Here is a 16,038-nt window from a genome sequence, read left to right on the forward strand (position 1 = left end):
TCGACGATGGCGACGAGTGACCCAGGGATCGGGGAACACCGATCCCCACTCGCTGAAGCGCAAATTGCTGGCCAGGCATACACTTGCCTTTCCTCACGTTCGGCGATGATCTGTAACAGCAATTCGGTTCCGCGGTAGTCAATTTGGACATGCCCCACTTCATCCAGCAGGAACAGGTCCAGACGGGCGTAACAGGCCACGACCCGGGGCCGGACATGCTCGTCGGCACCCTCGACGAGTGCGTTGACCAACGCCGGCTCGCCCGCATTCCTGTGATGCCCGGCAGCCAGCGCGGCCAGCTGGTCGTCCCGACAAGCCGTTCCCGGAGCGGCCTTGTTCAAGAATCCGGTACAAGATCGACACCATTGTGGGCGCGCGAATAAGTGCCGTCTTCGAATGCGTCTAGCACGCGGACCGCGAAGGCGGGGCTCATTGCCGACTCAACTTCTTCGCTTGTCATCCAACGAACTTCGCGCGCCTCATCCGTCGAGTGAGTGTCGCCGTCGACCGGACGGCAGCGGTAGACCAGGGCGACAATCCCCTGGGTGAGGTTCTTGCAGACGCCGGTAAGGCGTTCTACCGTGACCGTCAATCCGGTTTCCTCGAGGACCTCGCGCCGAACACCATCCTCGAAGGATTCGTCCAGTTCGAGCACGGCAGTAGCGCCCGGCATCCGAAAGCGGACCAATTCAGCCGGCCAGGCACGCTACCAGGTGCGTTACTTGGTGCGCGATCCAGATTCCTCATCGGGATGGGTCGAGACGTCATCGACGTTCGCCACACTGCGGGAAGCGCGAGCGTTCAAGGCGGACCGCGACGGTGAGGCTGCGATCGGTGCCAGACGCTTCGACCCCAGGCTGGGCCGGGTCAAGCTCTCCGCAATCTGGACCCAGTACAGCGCATCGAAACGGCCGGGCGTCTCACCCAAGACGTGGAGTGGCTATACACAGCACTGGGAACTGGGCATCAGTCCACGCTTCGGGCATGTCCCCGTCGACGAAATAAGCCGCGCAGACGTCCAGCAGTTCATCAGCAGCCTCACCGTGGGCCCGTGGGCCAAACTCGCCACCCTCCGGCTGCTGCGCTCGATTCTCGACATGGCTTGCGAGGACGGCCGAATTCACATCAACTGCTTCGTACGATTTCAACGTCACTTGTTAGTCGAGGGATTGTGTGAAGATTGCCGTGCATGAGCAAGCAGATAATCCGGTGTTGTACTGCGTGAGGACAAGTGTAATGAAGGTTGCTAAGTGCAGTCTGGACCGGAACGATTGTTCAGGCGGTTCCACATGAACCGCAGGAGTCAACTGCCTCCTGCGGCGAGTGGTCCCGCGTATGTGCACTTACGGCACAGACTTTGGCCGATGATCACCACGGGGGGAGTCCACAGAGCGGGTCCTTTCCGACATTGTTGCTGAGCACGTTCATCGTTCGATGCCGTGGCTGTTGTCGCGGTCGCGAATTTGCCCGCGTCGGGTGACCGCGTCGAGTTGGGCTTGGGTGGAGTCGACGTCGCGGAGATGTTCGAGGAGTTCGTTTCGACGAGTGAGTAGTTCGGCAGCTTGGGTGCGCGCGCCGGAGGGGTTATTGGTTGTGGCGAGGTGGTGTTCGGCGCGGGCGATGGCAGTGCGGGGCTGGGTGGGGGTTGTGGGGGTGCCGATGTGTTGGGTGTGGGGCAGGTTGTCAGCCAGCACGTCGAGCAGGGTGTGCGTGGGTTGGCGGTGGTTCTCGGGGGTGGTGATGAGGATGAGTTTGGCGTTGGTTGTTGCCGCGGTGTGGGTGAGCCAGCGTAGTTGGTCGGGGGGGAGTTGGTCGGCGTCGTCGACGATGAGCAGGGTTCCACGTGGGAGTTTCCAGCGTTGGTTTTCGATGTGGGCTTGGGCCTGTCCGGGGGTGGCGGTGAATCGCCCCGGTGAGTCCGGAGACTTTCTGTTTTGAGGATTCAGCCGGCGGCTGGCCTCTGGTGTTGAGCGTAGTAAGCGGCCTCAAGCTGAGCGGGTGGGACGTCGCCGCAGTATTCGTAGATCCGGTCGCAGTTGAACCAGTCGACCCAGCGTGCGGTGGCCAATTCGACGTCATCGACGGTGCGCCAGGGCTTACCGGGTTTGATCAGTTCGGTCTTGTACAGGCCGTTGATGGTCTCGGCTAGGGCGTTGTCATAGGAGCTGCCGACCGCGCCGACCGAGGGTTGGATGCCGGCGTCGGCGAGGCGTTCGGTGAATCGGATCGAGGTATATTGAGAACCTCTATCTGTATGGTGGACAACATCTTTGAGATTCAGGACTCCTTCCTGTTGTCGGGTCCATATGGCGTGTTCGATGGCGTCGAGCACCATGGTGGTGGCCATGGTGGCAGCAACCCGCCAACCCAGAATGCGTCGCGCGTAGGCATCGGTGACAAACGCGACGTAGGCGAATCCTGACCAGGTCGACACGTAGGTGAGGTCAGCCACCCAGAGCCGATTGGGAGCCGGCGGTCCGAAGCGACGCTGCACGAGATCGGCCGCCCGCACCGTCGTGGAATCGGCGATCGTGGTGCGCTTGGCCGTGCCGCGCACCGCACCGGTCAAGCCGAGGTCGGCCATCAACCGCTCCACCGTGCATCGGGCCACGTCAATGCCTTCGCGGTGCAGTGCCAGCCACACTTTGCGGGCACCATAAACGTGATAGTTGTCAGCGTGTACCCGGGTGATGTGCTCTTTGAGTTCGGCGTCGCGGACCTGGCGGCGGCTGGGCTGGCACCGCATCTGTTCGTAGAAGGTAGAGGGGGCGATCGGCACACCGAGCCCGGTGAGCTGTGTGCAGATCGACTCGACACCCCAGCGCAAACCATCTGGGCCCTCACGGTGGCCCTGATGATCGGCGATAAATTGGGCCACTAGTGCGTTGGCCGGTCGAGTTCGGCCGCGAAGAAAGCCGATGCAGTCTTCAAAATTGCATTGGCCCTGCGTAACTCCGCATTCTCCCGGCGCAGCCGCTTCGAGTTCGGCGGATTCTTCGGTCGTGGTTCCCGCCCGCTGACCTGCATCGATTTGAGATTGGCGGACCCATCTGCGGACGGATTCGACCGTACCGATGCCCAGCAACCGGGCGACCTCACCAATCGCCGCCCACTCCGAATCGTGCTGATCGCTGATCTCGGCGACCATCCGCACCGCCCGCTCGCGCAACTCCGGCGGATACCTCTTCGTCGAACCACCTGGCATAACTCCAACCTTCCCAAGAAGTGGAGTCTCCGGACATCCCGGGGCGATTCACGGCGGTATCGGCGTAGCGGTGGGTGGTGGCGTAGTCGATGGCGGTGGGGCTGGCGGGTAGGGCCAGTATGCGGTGGTTGTGGTGGTGTGCGGAGGCAGCGAGTGCGCCGAGCAGGCCGGCTTTGTCGGCGCCGGGGTGGATGTGGAGGGGTTGGACGGTGTGGATGCTGCTGGCCAGCGCGGTGACGGTGTGGCGGTGCGGTTCGTCGAGGCCGGTGAGCGCGGTGGCCGGTGGGTGGTAGAGGGCGGCGGGGCTGGCGGCGCTCGCGGCGGCGAGGTAGTCGATTTCGCCGCGTAGTTGGGGCAGTTCGGCGGCCAGATCGTAGGTGTAGGCCGGGTTTTCGGCGAAGGATCGGGCGGCGAGGTGTTCGGCGCGGGCGAGTTGGTTGTCCAGGTCGCGGGCATGGCGGCGGGCCGCGGTGAGGGCTTGGGTGTCGGCGTGGATGGCTGGGGCGCGCAGGGTGTGAATGTGGCGGTCGGTGACGATGCCCTCGGCGCCGCCGGCGGTGCCCAGCAGTGCGCTACGGGCAGTGTCGAGGCGTTGGCGCGCTGTGTCGACTGCGGTGGTGATGCGGGGGGTCTGTTGGGTGATGTCGTGGTGGTGTTGTCGGTAGCGGTGTGCGGCTGCGGTGTCGCCGCGTTGGTGTGCGGCGGTGATGGCGGCATCGAGCTGGGTGAGCAGTTGGTGGTGCAGTTCTGCGGTGTCTTCGGCGTGGACCCATAGTTTGTGGGCGTGGGCAAGGGCGTGTTGGTGGGGCCGCTGGTGATGTTGGAGGCGCCGCAGTTCGGCGAGTTCGTCAGCAGCGGCGCGTTCGGCGGGTCCGCCGCCGCGCAGGATCTCTTCGGCGAGAGCTTGGGCGTGTTGGTGGGCGGCGTGGCGGCGGGCGCGTAGGGCGGGGATGTCGATGTCGTCGACGCGCTCGGTGGTGGCGGGCCGCTCGGTGGGGAGGTCGTTGATGTCGAGGCCGGCGAGGTCGTCTTCGGCGAAGCCGTAGGGGTAGTCGTAGGGGTCTGGGGGTGGTTCGTCGGGGGTGTCGGCGGGGTGCGGGACCGCGGGGGTGAACAGGTCGAGTTGTTCGCCGGGTTGGGGTGTGTGGAGGCCTTCTGCGGGGTGGGGGATGTCGGGGTCGATGGTGGCGGCGCGGTGGGTGAGCAACTCGATGCGGTAGGTGAGTAGGCGGGCGTATTCGTCGGGGCGCAGGGGTGTGGTGGCGGCGATGTCGTGCAGGTGTTCGGTGGCGGCGGCGAGTAGGTCCGCGGGTGCCCAGTCCGAAGCGGTGACGGCGGCGACGAGCGCGGGCCAGGCGGGGTCGGTGATGACGGCTTCGGCTATTCGGGTGCCGAGTAGGTGGTGGAGCTCGTCGGTCCAGGCGGGCCGCAGTTTGGTGTCGGCGCGCTCCAAGGAGGGCGGCGCGAGGGTGCCGGCGAGGCGCCACCAGAGGGCGGCGGCGGGCATTTCGTCGGGCAGTGGGCCGCCGGCGTTGATGGCGTTGTACAGCAGGGTGGGGATGTCAGCGCCGGCGCGTGCGGCGCCGTCGAGGTGGGTGGCTAACCGGGGCCAGAAGGGGTCGCGGGCCAGGTGTGGGTTGGTGCGGTCGGCGAGTTGGCGCCAGCGGCCGGCGGTGTCCTCGGCGCGGGTGAGGCTGGCGTCGAGGCGGGTGTTGATGAGGTGTTGGACGGCGGCCGAGCGGTTGGGGCGTTGTTCGGGTCCGGTGATCCGGGTGTCGGCGGTGTCGACGTCGTGGGCGGCGCGGAAGACGGCAATTTCGGCCATGAGTGGGGCCCGGTTGTCCAGCAGTGGGCGCGCCCAGGTGGGTGCGGTGTCGGGTGTCCAGTGGCGGGCGGTGTCGCGGATCTGGTTGGCGAGGTCGGCGACGAGTTGGGCGCGTTCGGTGAGGTAGGGGCCCCAGGTGGGGTGGGTGGTGAGCGCGTCGGGGACGGCGGGCAGCCAGCGCAGTGGTCCGACTCGTTCGGCGGCGGTTCCCGGTGGGGTGGGCAGGCGCCATTCCAGGACTGCGGCGGGGTCGTGCGGGTCGCCTAGGGGTGTGGCTGCGGCCTGGTGCAGAGCGTCGATGGGGTCGTGGCCGTCGACGGCGAGCAGGGCCAGGTTGCGGCGTAGCACGGGCCAGGCTTGGGCGTCGGTGAGGTCGCCGCGCACGGCGGTGGCGGCGGTGTCGATGCTGGACATGATGGTGGGTCCGGCGTGTTGTTCGGCGGCTGCGGCGAGTGCGTCGGTGTACATGGCGGCGGCGCGGTGCAGGCGGGTGAAGGGGGCGGCGTCGGCGGCGGCGGCGCTGTGGGCCGATTGTTGTGCGCCGTCACGGCGAAGGATGGTGGACAGGACGTCGACGGCGGTGGGCGGGTGGGTGGCTTTGGGCGCGAGGATGCGGTGCGGGTCGGCTTCGGAGGTGGAGCCGTAGAGGTGGTTTTCGGTGCGCCCGCGGGTCAGTGCGACGTAGAGCAGTTGGCGGGAGAGCCGGTCGTTGATGACTGTGTGACAGGTGCCTTCGAGGTCGCGGCCGCCGGCGGTCATGCCTTGGGCGGCGTTGATGGTGCTGGCGTATCCCAGGGTGGTGCAGGTGCGCACGTAGCGGGCGGGCAGGCGCACCGGTGTGGCGTGTCCGCGCAGCGGCACAACGGTCAGCGAGCCGTCGTCGTGGACGGTGCGGATGGTCCATCGGTGGCCGTTTTTGACCCAGCTGCCGTTGCTGTCGGTGACGAGGTAGCGGGCGTTCTTGCGGGTGGCGATGCAGTCGCCAGCCGACGCGGTCAGCCCGTCGGCCAGGGTCAGGGTGGCCGCAGAGGTGCTGTCGTGGGTGCCGGCGAGTCGGTCCAGCCGGGCGCGTTCGTTGAGTTGGGCGACGATCTCGTGGGTGGGGGCCAACAGGATGGAGTCGCGGCCTGCGGCGCGGTCGGCTGCCCACGCCTGATAGGCCATGTCGGCGGCGGTGTAGTCGGCTCCGACATGGACGCGGTGGTGGTCGATGTAGAAGCCGATACCGGCGGGGTCTCCGGCGCGGATGGCCAGGCTGGCGGCGGCTTCGGCGTTGCCGGTTTCGGGGTGGGTGAAGCGCACGACGGTGTTCAGGGTGACCGCGTTGTGGCGGTCGGCGAGGTCGCGCAGGATGCCGCCGGCGGAGATGGATGCCAGTTGCTGGTCGTCACCGACCAGGCGCACGCTGGCACCGCGTGCCAGTGCGTGGGAGATGGCGGTGTCCAGGTCGAAGGTGGAGGCCATGCCGGCTTCGTCGACGATGAGCAGGGCGTCTGCGCTGATGGTGTCGAACCACTGTCGGGCGGGGTCGTCGTTGGGGGTGTGCGGTTCGCTGCGGGTGCCGGCGAGCTGGACGAGTTTGGCGATGGTGTCGGTGGCTGCGCCGAGGTCTTCGGCCAAGACTTCGGCCGCTCCGGCGGTGGGGGCCAGCCCGATCACGGTGCCGCCGCTGTTGCGCCAGGCCGCCGCCAGGGCGGCCATGGCGGTGGTTTTGCCGCTGCCCGCTGGGGCCAGTGCGAGCTGCAGGCGGGCACCGGAGGTGGCCATCTCCTTGACCAGTGCGGTTTGTCCGTCGTTGAGCGCCAGACCGGTGTTGGCGTGGGTTTCCAGCAGCGCCAGCCGGATGCTGTCGTCGTCGACGGTGCGGCCGTCGCGCCGGGTGGCGGCGGCCAGGATGCGCCGCTCGGCAGCCATGACGTCGGTGCTGGTGTAGACGGTGGAGTCGTGGCGGGTGTAGACGCTGGCACCGTCGATGCGGCGCAGGACGGCGGGCTCGTTTTTCTCGGTGTCGGCGTGGCTGGTCAGCGCGATACTGTGCTCGCCCACGGCGGTGGCCACGATGCGGTTGACCAGGTCGGGACCGCCAGGGTGGTGTGCGTAGCGCAGTTGGCGTTGGGCTTCGGCGCGGACGTGGTTGACCGTCCACGTGGCGCGGGTTTGGGCGACGTTGTCGATGACATGGGTGGCTTGGGTGCTGATCCATTCCGTGGTGATCTGGGCCCGCACCGGCGGGTCGCGGCTGGTGACGTCGGCGATCATGTCGGTGACGGCGCGCTGGCCACCGAGGACGCCGATCGCTTGGCCGCGCCAGGTGTGGCGTTGCTCGCCTCGTGAGCGCGGTTCGTGTTTGGCTTGCCGGGTTTCCAGGGTTGCCTGCTGGGACAGTGCGAGCATTTCAACGGCGGTCGGTTCGCGGCCGTGGGCGGTGTGGAATTGTTTGGCCAGCTGCCCGACTCGGTGGTCGATCGCGGTGCTGCGCGAGGAGTAGGCATTGAGGAGTTCCTCGGGGATCCCGTCGATTTCACGCACCGGCCGCTTGCCGCGTGTGGCCGGTCTGGCCGCGAACCGGACCCCGAGTTTGTCGATAAGCAGGGACTCGATGCGGGTGTTGTAGAACTCTGAGGCGGCCACCGTGGCGTGGTGCAGCGGGGTGCCGTCCAGGGCCAGCCAGCGGGGTATTCCATCGGCTCCGATGACTTGCACTTTGTTGCTGACCACGAGGTGGGTGTGCAGGTTGGGGTCACCGGCGCGGGAGTCGCGGTGATCGAATGCCGCTGCGATCAATCCGGTGGTGTTGACCTGGGCGACACCGTGGGCTCCCATGCGCGAGAACGCCGCATTGTCTTCCAGGAACGCCAGCGTTTCGGCGACCGCTTGGTGGTGGCAGTCCTCGAGGGTGCGCGCGATCGGCGCCGGGGCTACCGCCCATAACGCTGACACCGATTTGACCGGGGTGAAGGTGAGGTCGTAGCCGGCCACGGCGGTGGTTGCAGCCCGCGACTGGCGGGCGATGAACCCGGACAGTTCGCGGTCGTCAGCTGGTGGCCGACTGTAGGTTTCAGCGAATAGTTCCTTGCCTACCGCAGTGCGGATCCGGGCGCGGAGCTCCGGGTCCAGACCGGCTTTCGGGTCGGCGGCGGCGGCGATGTTGTAGTCGCGGTAGGCCTGCCGCACACGGGTGCTGAACCGGTTGTCCTTGCTGCTGATCGGGAATGGGCGACCCAGCCGTGCCGCCGCCAGCGCGCCCACCTTTCCCACCCCGAGCCCCGTCAGATGGCGGGTGATCTGATCGGCGTTGGGGTGCAAGCCTTCCCCGAACAACGCCTTCATCTGGTCCTCGCTGACCTGGGAGCCATGCTCGACTCCCCAGTACTGGGCGACCAGGGGATCGGAGGCGTCACGCGAGACCGGCTTGCTCAGCGCGGCCAGGCCGCGGCCGATCCACACACCCGGGGTTTCACCTTTGGCGCTGTAGTAATCGGCCAGGCTCGGCCTGCCCCGATCGGTGGCATCCGAGGCGGCGACCTGCCGGATCAGGTACATGTACCCGTCTCCGGCGGTCAACTTGTGCAAGCCCATCACCGCGTCATCACCTCAGCCCGAAACTATGGGGGGGCTACCCCTTAGGCCTGGGCCGTTATAAAACCGTGACCCTGAGTGCAAGAGGTGTGATGTTCGGCGGTAGGGAAAAGTTAGGGCACCCTAAGTGCCGTTCGGGTCGGCGGTGAGTGCTCGGGTGCGATGCCCGGTGATGGGTTCGGTCGGAAAGATTTTTGGCTTGCGTTGCGGCGCTGGGGGGTTGGTGGGGCTTAGCGTGTGATCCATGGCGAACACAGTGATCAGCAAGCAGGCCCGCCGCGCCGCGCGTGAGGCCGCCAGCGCCGCCCAGGACGACGTGGTGCGCCGCACCCGGGCCAACGTCGAGGACCTGGGACGGTACTTTTCCGCCCGCGAACGCGTCGAGGCCGTCGACGGCTGGCTTGCGGCGCGCCAGCAAGTGTTGCGCGAGGACGCCGAGCGGCGCCGCGGCGCGCAGCGCGTGGTGTGCGGGCAGGCGCTGGCCGCGATGCGCGACCGGGGGGAGCCGCTGCGTGAGATCGCGCGGATGGCCAAGCTCTCCGAAAAGCAAGCCCGCGAACTGATTCGGGAAGCCGAGACCGCCGCGGCCGATGCCACGCCGCCGGCCGCGGACGAGTCGGCAACGGCGGCGCAGCCGCCGGGTGCAGACGCCGAGGCCGGGCGGGCGGTTGCTGAGCCATCGCGCGATGCAGTCGAGGCGAGCGAGGCGCCAGGAGTGACGGCGGGCGACGCGAGCCGAACCGATGCCGCTGCGAAGGCGCTGGCGCCGTCCTCGGCGTAGGCCTAGGCGGCGGTGTCGGTGGCCGCGGCGATGATGGGTGCGGGTGCGGCAACCGGGCCGCGCTCAGGCATCGAAACGCAGTGGGGTCATGGGACGTTCGCAACCGTTGCAGCTGGTCGTTGATCCAGTCGCGCATGGAGAGGAGCTGGCGCGTTTTGAAGCCCACGTGGTGCGCGGCCCCGGAGCGGAGGATTGCGCGATCTGGACAGGCGCGGTGGGAACCGACGGCTACGGCCGGTTCTGGGTCGGCCGCGGGTCGGACCGGATCATGGTGCGACCGAACCGGTATGCGCTGGCGGCCGCGCTTGAAGGCGAACCGTTGGCGCCGTGGGTGCGGGCTCTGCATGGCTGTGACAATCCGGCGTGCGTGAGGGTGAGCCTGCCCGGGGAGGTCGGCCTGCTGCACATCGTGGGCGGGACTCAGCGCGACAACATGGTGATGATGGCGCGGGCCGGTCGCGGCGGCGGGCGGCTGCCGATCCGTCAGGGCGGCAATGGTCTTCGCGCGCGCCGCGAGCGGGCGGTGGCGTTACGCGAAGCGGTGCGCCACGGGTGGGACGCCGAGGCGGTGCGCGCGGCGCTGCTGGGATCGAGTGATCCGACTCTGTGGTGAGTGGTGGGCCGGAGGCTAAAAAGGGTGCCCGACCGCCAGCGCTGTCGGGGCGGCTGGCGGTCGGGCCCCTGGGTGGCGCTTACTGGCGCGCGGTCCAGCCGGGCCCGGGGTGGTTGAGCCGGTAGTGGAGTCGGTCGCGCGCCCAGGCCCCGAAGTTCTGCGAATTGGGTGTGGTGCGTTCGGATTCGGCGGTCAGCGAAGGCAACGGTGTGCGCCGCCACCCGGTGTGGTCGGCACGCAGATCGGTGTGGGCGAGGTATTCGCGCTTGTCGAGGTTGCACAGGTAACCTCCGGCGGTCGCCGCGGCCGCGGGGCGCGGCGGCGTGTTGGGTGCTACGCCGTCGGCCACGAGTCCGTCGAACCGCACGAAATGGCGGTCCTCGACGAGGAAGTACAGAGCGGCCTGGTGGCCGGGATCGGGGTCGGCGCAGTCACCGGCCCAGACCAGGCGCAGACCGCCGTCGAGAGCCAGCAGCGTGAGCACCGCAGACATCAGCGGGGCGTCGGCGCGGGTGTGGCCGGCCAGTTTGAGGCCCGAACCGTAGTCGGCGGGGTCCAGCGCGCAGACGATGTGCCCGGCGGTGTTGAGAAAGGTCGGGGTGAAGTACTCGCCCATGAGCTCGGCTCCTTTCGGTGTTTGGGGGTCAGCGCAGGATGCCGGCGGTCAGGGTGTCGGCGGAGACAGGCTTCCATCCGATCGGGGCGACTGCCCAGGCGGTTTCGCCGGTAACGACGACGTCGCCGACCGACAGGCTGCGGTGCCCGGCCAGGCGGTAGCGCAGCGCCCAGATGTGTTCGGGCTCGTCGATGTTGAGCTGTTCGAAGACCACGTCGAGGGCGGCGTCGACGAGAGCGGCTCCGGTGAGGTGCTCGGGGAGCTCGAGGTCGAAGGTTTCGGCCATGCGCAGTTGCGCGGTGGTCTCGTTGAATCCGAAGAAGCGGGCGTGGGCGTGGTTGAGGTACACGGTGGTGCGCACAGTGGTCATGGGACAGTCCTTCCGTCGAGGTTGGTGTGCCGGTCGGCACGGGGTGCGGGCAAGCGGGTGAGGGTGGGCTGTCCACCCCGAAGAGTCCGGTGGTGGCGCCGGCGGATTTTCGGCCCGCGAGCGGCAGCGAGCTGGTAGGGCCGGAAATGTCCTCCGCCGCCGGCGCCACCACCGGGCGTGGGTGGACAGCTCGGGCCCCCGCCCGGTTAGCGTGTGCGCCCCGTCGAGCGGCAGAAGGTGAGTGGCTACGGAGGAGGAGGTGGCCGCCGCTGAGGCGGCCCGCCCGCGCGCCGTCAGGCGCGGCGGTGAGGCCGAAAGAAAAAGGGGGGCCCGGCCAACCCCCGAGTGTGGGGAGCTGGCCGGGCCCGGGCAGGGTCGGGTTAGAGCGTCTGCAGCATCCGGAAGGCTTGGCCTTTCAGCGAACTGGTGCTGGCGGCGCTGGCGATGTTGCGCAGCGCGCGGGCGTTGGCCGCGTCACTGCTGGTGCGGGCACCTCGGACCGGGACGTGATGGTCGAGGTATTCGGTGACGGCGTTGTAGGCCGCCCACCGGGTTCCAGCGATCGGGGTGAGGGTCGGCGAGGACGTCCACAGCTTCACGATGCCGCCAGCGCGTTCGCGGCGGTGCCGGCGGGTGGCGGTGCTGGTCGCGGCGTCGACCTCGAACAGCTGGTGGGCGAAGTCGCGGACCTGATCGGTGTCCATCTCGCGGGCATACAGCGCGGCCGCTTCGGCCTCGAACGCCTGGGCGTAGCGCCAGGTCAGTTTCAGCGCGTTGCGGGCCTCCAGGATGGCCGCCCGGGCCCCTCCGGTGTGCCGGATTCCCCAGCTGGCCTTGGCATCCCGCAACGCCGCCGATTGGGTGTTGGCGCACACGATGCGGATCGGGGTCACGAGGAAGGTGAACTTCGAGGACCCGTCGTGAGAATTCAACGCCGCCAGATAGAGCTCGGTGCGGTCTTGGGTGCCGTCGCGGCCATCGAACACGATCGCCTCAGGCAGCTTCATGGTGACGAAGGTTTCCCGCCCGCCGCGCAACGCGCCGGCGGTCTCGAAGTGCGCCCCGCTTTCATCGACGAGGGCGTCGAGCAGATCACACGACGCCTCGTTTTGGACGGGCTCGTACTTGCTGCCCACGACACCAAGGACGTCAAGGCGCCCGTTGATGGGGTTGGTGCGCACGGTGGCGTAGAAATCGGGCACCGCCAGGGGTTCGGGTGCGGTGACGCCGTTTTCGTCGATGACGGGCTCCTGGGGCACCTGCAAGGCCATCTTGCGAACGTTCCAGCCGGCCAGGTGGGCGGCGTCGAGGGCTTCCCGTGCGGTCATGGTGTGACCGACGGTTTGGCCCAGCCGGTGCCAGTGGTCGCTGCGGGAGTTGGCGAAGGATGCGATGCCGCCGGTGATGTCGAGTTCGTGTGCCATGAGAGGTGTTCCTTTCGGGAAACGGTGTTGTTGTGCGCCGGTCGGCGCAGGGGTGCTTGCAAGCGGGTGGGGGTGGACGGTCAACCCCGACGAGTCCGCGGCGGGTGCTCGCCGGGTTTTCGGCCCGCGCCCGCCCGGCGCGCAGCGCCTTCGGGCGGGCTGGCATAGGGCCGAAAACGGTCACTCGGTACGGCGATGCCCGGCCGTGGGCGTGGGTTGAGCGGACGGGCCCCCATCCGGTTACCATTCGCGCCCTGCTGACAGGCAAAAAAGGTGAGGGGCTGCGGATTACGCGACGCCACGGGCGGCAGCGGCAGGGGTTGCCTACGGCGGCTGGCCGGGCGTGGGGCCGGAAGAAAAAGGGGGCCCGGCCAACCCCCGAGTGTGATGGGTGCTGGCCGGGCCGCGGGTAGGTCGGGTTCAGGTCAGGCCTGCGGCGACCAGGGCGCGCCGGATGGCGGCCAGGTCGGCGATGGTGTCGTTGAGCATGGCCCAGGTCTGCCAACCGTGCAGGGCGGCGTCGACGTCGGTGTGTGCGACGCGGGGGCGGGTGAGCGCTTGGGTGCGGCCGTGGTCGGGGCGGCGGGTGTCGTCGATGACGGCAACGAGTTGGCCGGTTCCGTCGAACAGGCGCGGGTCACCGGGGGGTGCCCAGTTGAGTTGAAACCGGAGCTGGCGGGTGATGTTGTCGGCGGGGTCGACGAAGTCGAGGGCCAGTCCGTAGTCGATGTCAGGCATGAGAGATCTCCTTGAAGGGGTTGGGGTAGGGGAAACCCGGCCCGCCGAGTCGGTGGCGGGCCGGGCTGTGAGGTCGTCGGTGAGTGCTAGGCGGCGCGGCGACGGTGGTGGTCGACCAGGTGCTCGATCGCGTCGTCGAGGGCGTCGTAGTCGGTCGGGCGGTGGTCGTCGATGGTGGTGGTCCACAGCGGGTCGTCGGCGTCGTGGAGTTCGTCGCCGGTGGCGGCGGCCAGACGGTAGGTGTGGCCGGCGGCGGCCGCCGACCAGGCCCACTTGTTCTTGGACAGGGCGTGGAAGGTCAGGTCGCCGGCGCGGACTTTGAGGATCCGGGTCACTGGGCGGGTGTGCAGGTTCGGTGTGGTGGCTTCGACGGCGGCGAGCTGGCCGTGGTCGTCGGTGGCCAGCAGGATCAGGCGGTGCCCACCGTCGGCGGTGCGTTCGTGCACGGTGGTCAGTGCGATGTCACCGTGGTTGTGGGCGGTGATGTGGGTAATTCCGTAGGCCTGCTCGGTGATGCGGCCCGCGGCCTCGTCGCACAGGTTGAAGGCGTGCTCGAATTCTGAGATCTCCATGATCGTGTTCTCCGTTCGCTCAACGTGATTGGCTGCGCCGGTCAGCGCTAGGGGTGCGGTCAATCGGTCGAGGGTGGGCTGTCAACCCCGAAGAGTCCGGTGGTGGTGCCGGCGGATTTTCGGCCCGCGAGCGGCAGCGAGCTGGTAGGGCCGGAAATGTCCTCCGCCGCCGGCGCCACCACCGGGCGTGGGTTGACAGGTCGGGCCCCCGGCCGATTAGGCTGCGCCCCCTTGCTGACGGCAAAGAGGTGAGCGGCTACGGATTACGCGACGCCACCGGCGGGCTTGACCGGCACTGCGTGCGGCAGCCAGCCTGCTTCCGGGCCGGAAGAAAAAAGGGGACCGGCCAACCCCGTGCGGTGGGAGTTGGCCGGTCCAGGCTTGGTGGTGATCAGTCGGTGTCGGGGGTGCGGGGTTCGGTAGCGGCAATGAGCGCTTGGCTGATCTTTTCCGGTGAGAGCCCGGCACGCAGTGCGGCCGAGAGCAGACCGGCCAGGTGCGGCTCGGGTGTGTGGCTGGTGTGGGCTTCGTCGAACGCGGCGTCTAGGGCGATGCCGGCGCGTACGGTGTCCCCGTTCAGGCACAGGCAGGCTGCTGCCACGGTGAGGGCTTCGGCGCGGGGTGCTCCGCGCAGTCGGCGTGCGATGTGGGTCCACAGGTCCGCGGCGTATTCGGGGGTGTCGACGGCCAGCCCGATCATCGCGTCGCGCAGGGCGGGGTGTGCGGTGATCAGGATGCCCGCGCGGGTGGCCAGGGTGGGGTTGGTGATGGGCCCACCGGCCAGGGCGGCGGTGATCTCCTCGACGGTCGCTGCGACGAGGCGGGCGTGGTCGCCGACTGTGGCGGGCGGCGCGGGTGGCAGTGGGCTGAATTCGTCCTCGATGTCGCTGCGGTTGGCGCGGATGGTGTGGCCGCGGTGGACGAGTTGGGCGGTGAGCACGGCGTCGGTGTAGGGGTAGGTGGGTCCGTACTGGCCGGTGTCGATGTCGAGCCACTGGCCAGTCTCGGTGACGTCGCGGGTGTGCAGGCAGCGCAACACCTCGATGTTGATGGCGCGCAGAGCGTCTCGGGTGGCTTCCAGTAGGTGGTGGGCGTGGGTGTCGTGGGGTTGGTCGCAGACCGCGAGGATGATCGCGGCGGCGAAGTTCCCGGCACGCAGGTTGCAGGTGGCAGGGAAGTTGGTGGCTTGCTCGGTGCTGTTGGTGATGTCGAAGCGGGCCGCGCAGCGCACCCCAAGACCGGTGGTGGGGTGCTGGGCGAGCAGGTAGACCACGATGCTGTTGGTGGGAACGAATCCGAGCAGGCCGGGTGCGGCGGCGACGATGTCGGCGGGGGTGCGCAGTGCGTTGAAGTTCTCCATGGTGTTCTCCGTTCGGTCAAGGTGATTGGCTGCGCCGGTCAGCGCTAAGGGGTGCGGTCAATCGGTCGAGGGTGGGCTGTCAACCCCGAAGAGTCCGGTGGAGGGGCCGGCGGATTTTCGGCCCGCGAGCGCAGCGAGCAGGTAGGGCCGCAAAATGTCCTTCACCGCCGGCGCCGACGCCGGGCGTGGGTTGACCGCTCGGGCCCCCGGCCGATTACGCTGCGCCCCAAGCTGACGGCAAGAGAGTTGAGCGGCTACGGATTACGCGGCGCCACCGGCGGGCGTGACCACCACTGCGCGCGGCAGCCAGGCCTGGTTTCGGGCCGGAACAAAAAGGGGGCCCGGCCAACCCCCGGTGTGAAGGGTGCTGGCCGGGCGTCGGTGGGTGGTTAGCGTTGCGCTTCGGTGGTGTCGGTGACGTATTCGGCTGCGCCGGTGGGTCCGGCGAAGGCCGGCTCGTGGCGCTGTCCGTCGATGCGCAGATCCCAGTATTCGCGGAAGCTGGCCGGGTTGAGCCGGCGGCTCAGTTGGTAGTGGTGGTGACCGGACGCAACGAAGATCGCGGCGTCGGTGGGGTCGGGGCAGGCGTCGTCGGTGATGCGGGCGGCGGCGTTGTGCCATGCCAGTGGCCCGCTGCGGAAGGTTCTGATTCGTGAGCTGATGGCCGTGGGCAGGGGGTGGATGGCGGTGGCTTCGGCGGCGGCGTGCAGGTTCCCGTGGCTGTCGGTGGCGTGCAGTTGGGCGCTGTATCCCCAGGGGTGGGTGGTGTGCAGGGCGGTGACGGTGTGCCCGTCGATGGGGGCCAGGGTGCGGTGGCCTTCGGTGAAGCGGTAGAGGCTGTCGATGGCCAGGCCTTTGAGTCGCTCGGCGAGGTGGTAGGTGGTGGGGTCCGGTGTCGTTGTGGTGTGAATCTTGCTGCGCGCCATGATGTTGTCTCCTGATTCGGCGATGGTGA

The 16,038-nt window shown here is 68.4% G+C and carries 12 protein-coding genes and 2 pseudogenes; 3 read left to right on the forward strand and 11 right to left on the reverse strand.

Annotation, left to right across the window (positions count from 1 at the left end; translation table 11 throughout):
• Nucleotides 1-337: 337 nt before the first annotated feature.
• A pseudogene (locus tag MKCMC460_RS30230) lies at nt 338-655 on the reverse strand (NUDIX hydrolase); the annotation flags it as partial.
• Nucleotides 656-713: 58 nt separating this feature from the next.
• Between MKCMC460_RS30230 and MKCMC460_RS30235 the strand changes: the two are divergent.
• A pseudogene (locus tag MKCMC460_RS30235) lies at nt 714-1,130 on the forward strand (site-specific integrase); the annotation flags it as partial.
• Between the two features lie 294 nt (nt 1,131-1,424).
• On the opposite strand, the gene MKCMC460_RS30240 reads toward MKCMC460_RS30235, so the two are convergent.
• The 3 genes from MKCMC460_RS30240 to mobF all read right to left on the reverse strand — a co-directional run bounded on the left by MKCMC460_RS30240 (nt 1,425) and on the right by mobF (nt 8,609).
• A complete protein-coding gene (locus MKCMC460_RS30240; protein ID WP_238306120.1) occupies nt 1,425-1,694 on the reverse strand; it encodes a hypothetical protein in 270 nt (89 codons plus the stop codon).
• A 248-nt stretch (nt 1,695-1,942) separates the two neighbouring features.
• Nucleotides 1,943-3,205 carry an IS3 family transposase gene (locus MKCMC460_RS30245; RefSeq protein WP_370653214.1) on the reverse strand — a complete coding sequence of 421 codons (1,263 nt, stop codon included), beginning with the start codon at nt 3,203-3,205 and terminating at the stop codon, nt 1,943-1,945.
• Entirely contained in the window at nt 3,096-8,609 is a 5,514-nt protein-coding gene (mobF, locus tag MKCMC460_RS30250; protein ID WP_238306121.1) for a MobF family relaxase, read from the reverse strand. The genes MKCMC460_RS30245 and mobF overlap by 110 nt, the downstream gene beginning before the upstream one ends.
• 244 nt (nt 8,610-8,853) lie before the next feature.
• Between mobF and MKCMC460_RS30255 the strand changes: the two genes are divergently transcribed.
• A complete protein-coding gene (locus MKCMC460_RS30255; protein ID WP_238306122.1) occupies nt 8,854-9,390 on the forward strand; it encodes a hypothetical protein in 537 nt (178 codons plus the stop codon).
• A gap of 88 nt (nt 9,391-9,478) precedes the next feature.
• Nucleotides 9,479-10,003, forward strand: coding sequence for a hypothetical protein (locus MKCMC460_RS30260; RefSeq protein ID WP_054586038.1), 525 nt, complete (start codon nt 9,479-9,481; stop codon nt 10,001-10,003).
• A gap of 79 nt (nt 10,004-10,082) precedes the next feature.
• Here MKCMC460_RS30260 and MKCMC460_RS30265 read toward each other — a convergent pair whose 3' ends face one another.
• The 7 genes from MKCMC460_RS30265 to MKCMC460_RS30295 all read right to left on the reverse strand — a co-directional run bounded on the left by MKCMC460_RS30265 (nt 10,083) and on the right by MKCMC460_RS30295 (nt 16,009).
• On the reverse strand, nt 10,083-10,619 hold the full coding sequence (locus MKCMC460_RS30265) for a hypothetical protein (RefSeq protein ID WP_054586039.1): 537 nt from the start codon (nt 10,617-10,619) through the stop codon (nt 10,083-10,085).
• 28 nt (nt 10,620-10,647) lie between these two features.
• Nucleotides 10,648-10,989 (reverse strand): hypothetical protein, encoded by a 342-nt coding sequence (locus tag MKCMC460_RS30270; protein WP_054586040.1) that lies wholly within the window; start codon nt 10,987-10,989, stop codon nt 10,648-10,650.
• 380 nt (nt 10,990-11,369) lie between these two features.
• Entirely contained in the window at nt 11,370-12,413 is a 1,044-nt protein-coding gene (locus MKCMC460_RS30275; RefSeq protein ID WP_054586041.1) for a DUF932 domain-containing protein, read from the reverse strand.
• 420 nt (nt 12,414-12,833) lie between these two features.
• Nucleotides 12,834-13,151 carry a hypothetical protein gene (locus MKCMC460_RS30280; RefSeq protein WP_238306123.1) on the reverse strand — a complete coding sequence of 106 codons (318 nt, stop codon included), beginning with the start codon at nt 13,149-13,151 and terminating at the stop codon, nt 12,834-12,836.
• 86 nt (nt 13,152-13,237) lie between these two features.
• A complete protein-coding gene (locus MKCMC460_RS30285) occupies nt 13,238-13,786 on the reverse strand; it encodes a hypothetical protein (RefSeq protein ID WP_238306124.1) in 549 nt (182 codons plus the stop codon).
• A 328-nt stretch (nt 13,787-14,114) separates the two neighbouring features.
• Nucleotides 14,115-15,083: a DUF4192 domain-containing protein gene (locus MKCMC460_RS30290; RefSeq protein ID WP_054586044.1), complete on the reverse strand. Its 969-nt coding sequence runs from the start codon at nt 15,081-15,083 to the stop codon at nt 14,115-14,117.
• A gap of 389 nt (nt 15,084-15,472) precedes the next feature.
• Nucleotides 15,473-16,009, reverse strand: a complete 537-nt coding sequence (locus tag MKCMC460_RS30295; protein ID WP_054586045.1) for a hypothetical protein — start codon at nt 16,007-16,009, stop codon at nt 15,473-15,475.
• Nucleotides 16,010-16,038 lie beyond the last annotated feature (29 nt).

Source organism: Mycobacterium sp. 20KCMC460, assembly GCF_022179425.1.
GTDB classification, from domain to species: domain Bacteria; phylum Actinomycetota; class Actinomycetes; order Mycobacteriales; family Mycobacteriaceae; genus Mycobacterium; species Mycobacterium kiyosense.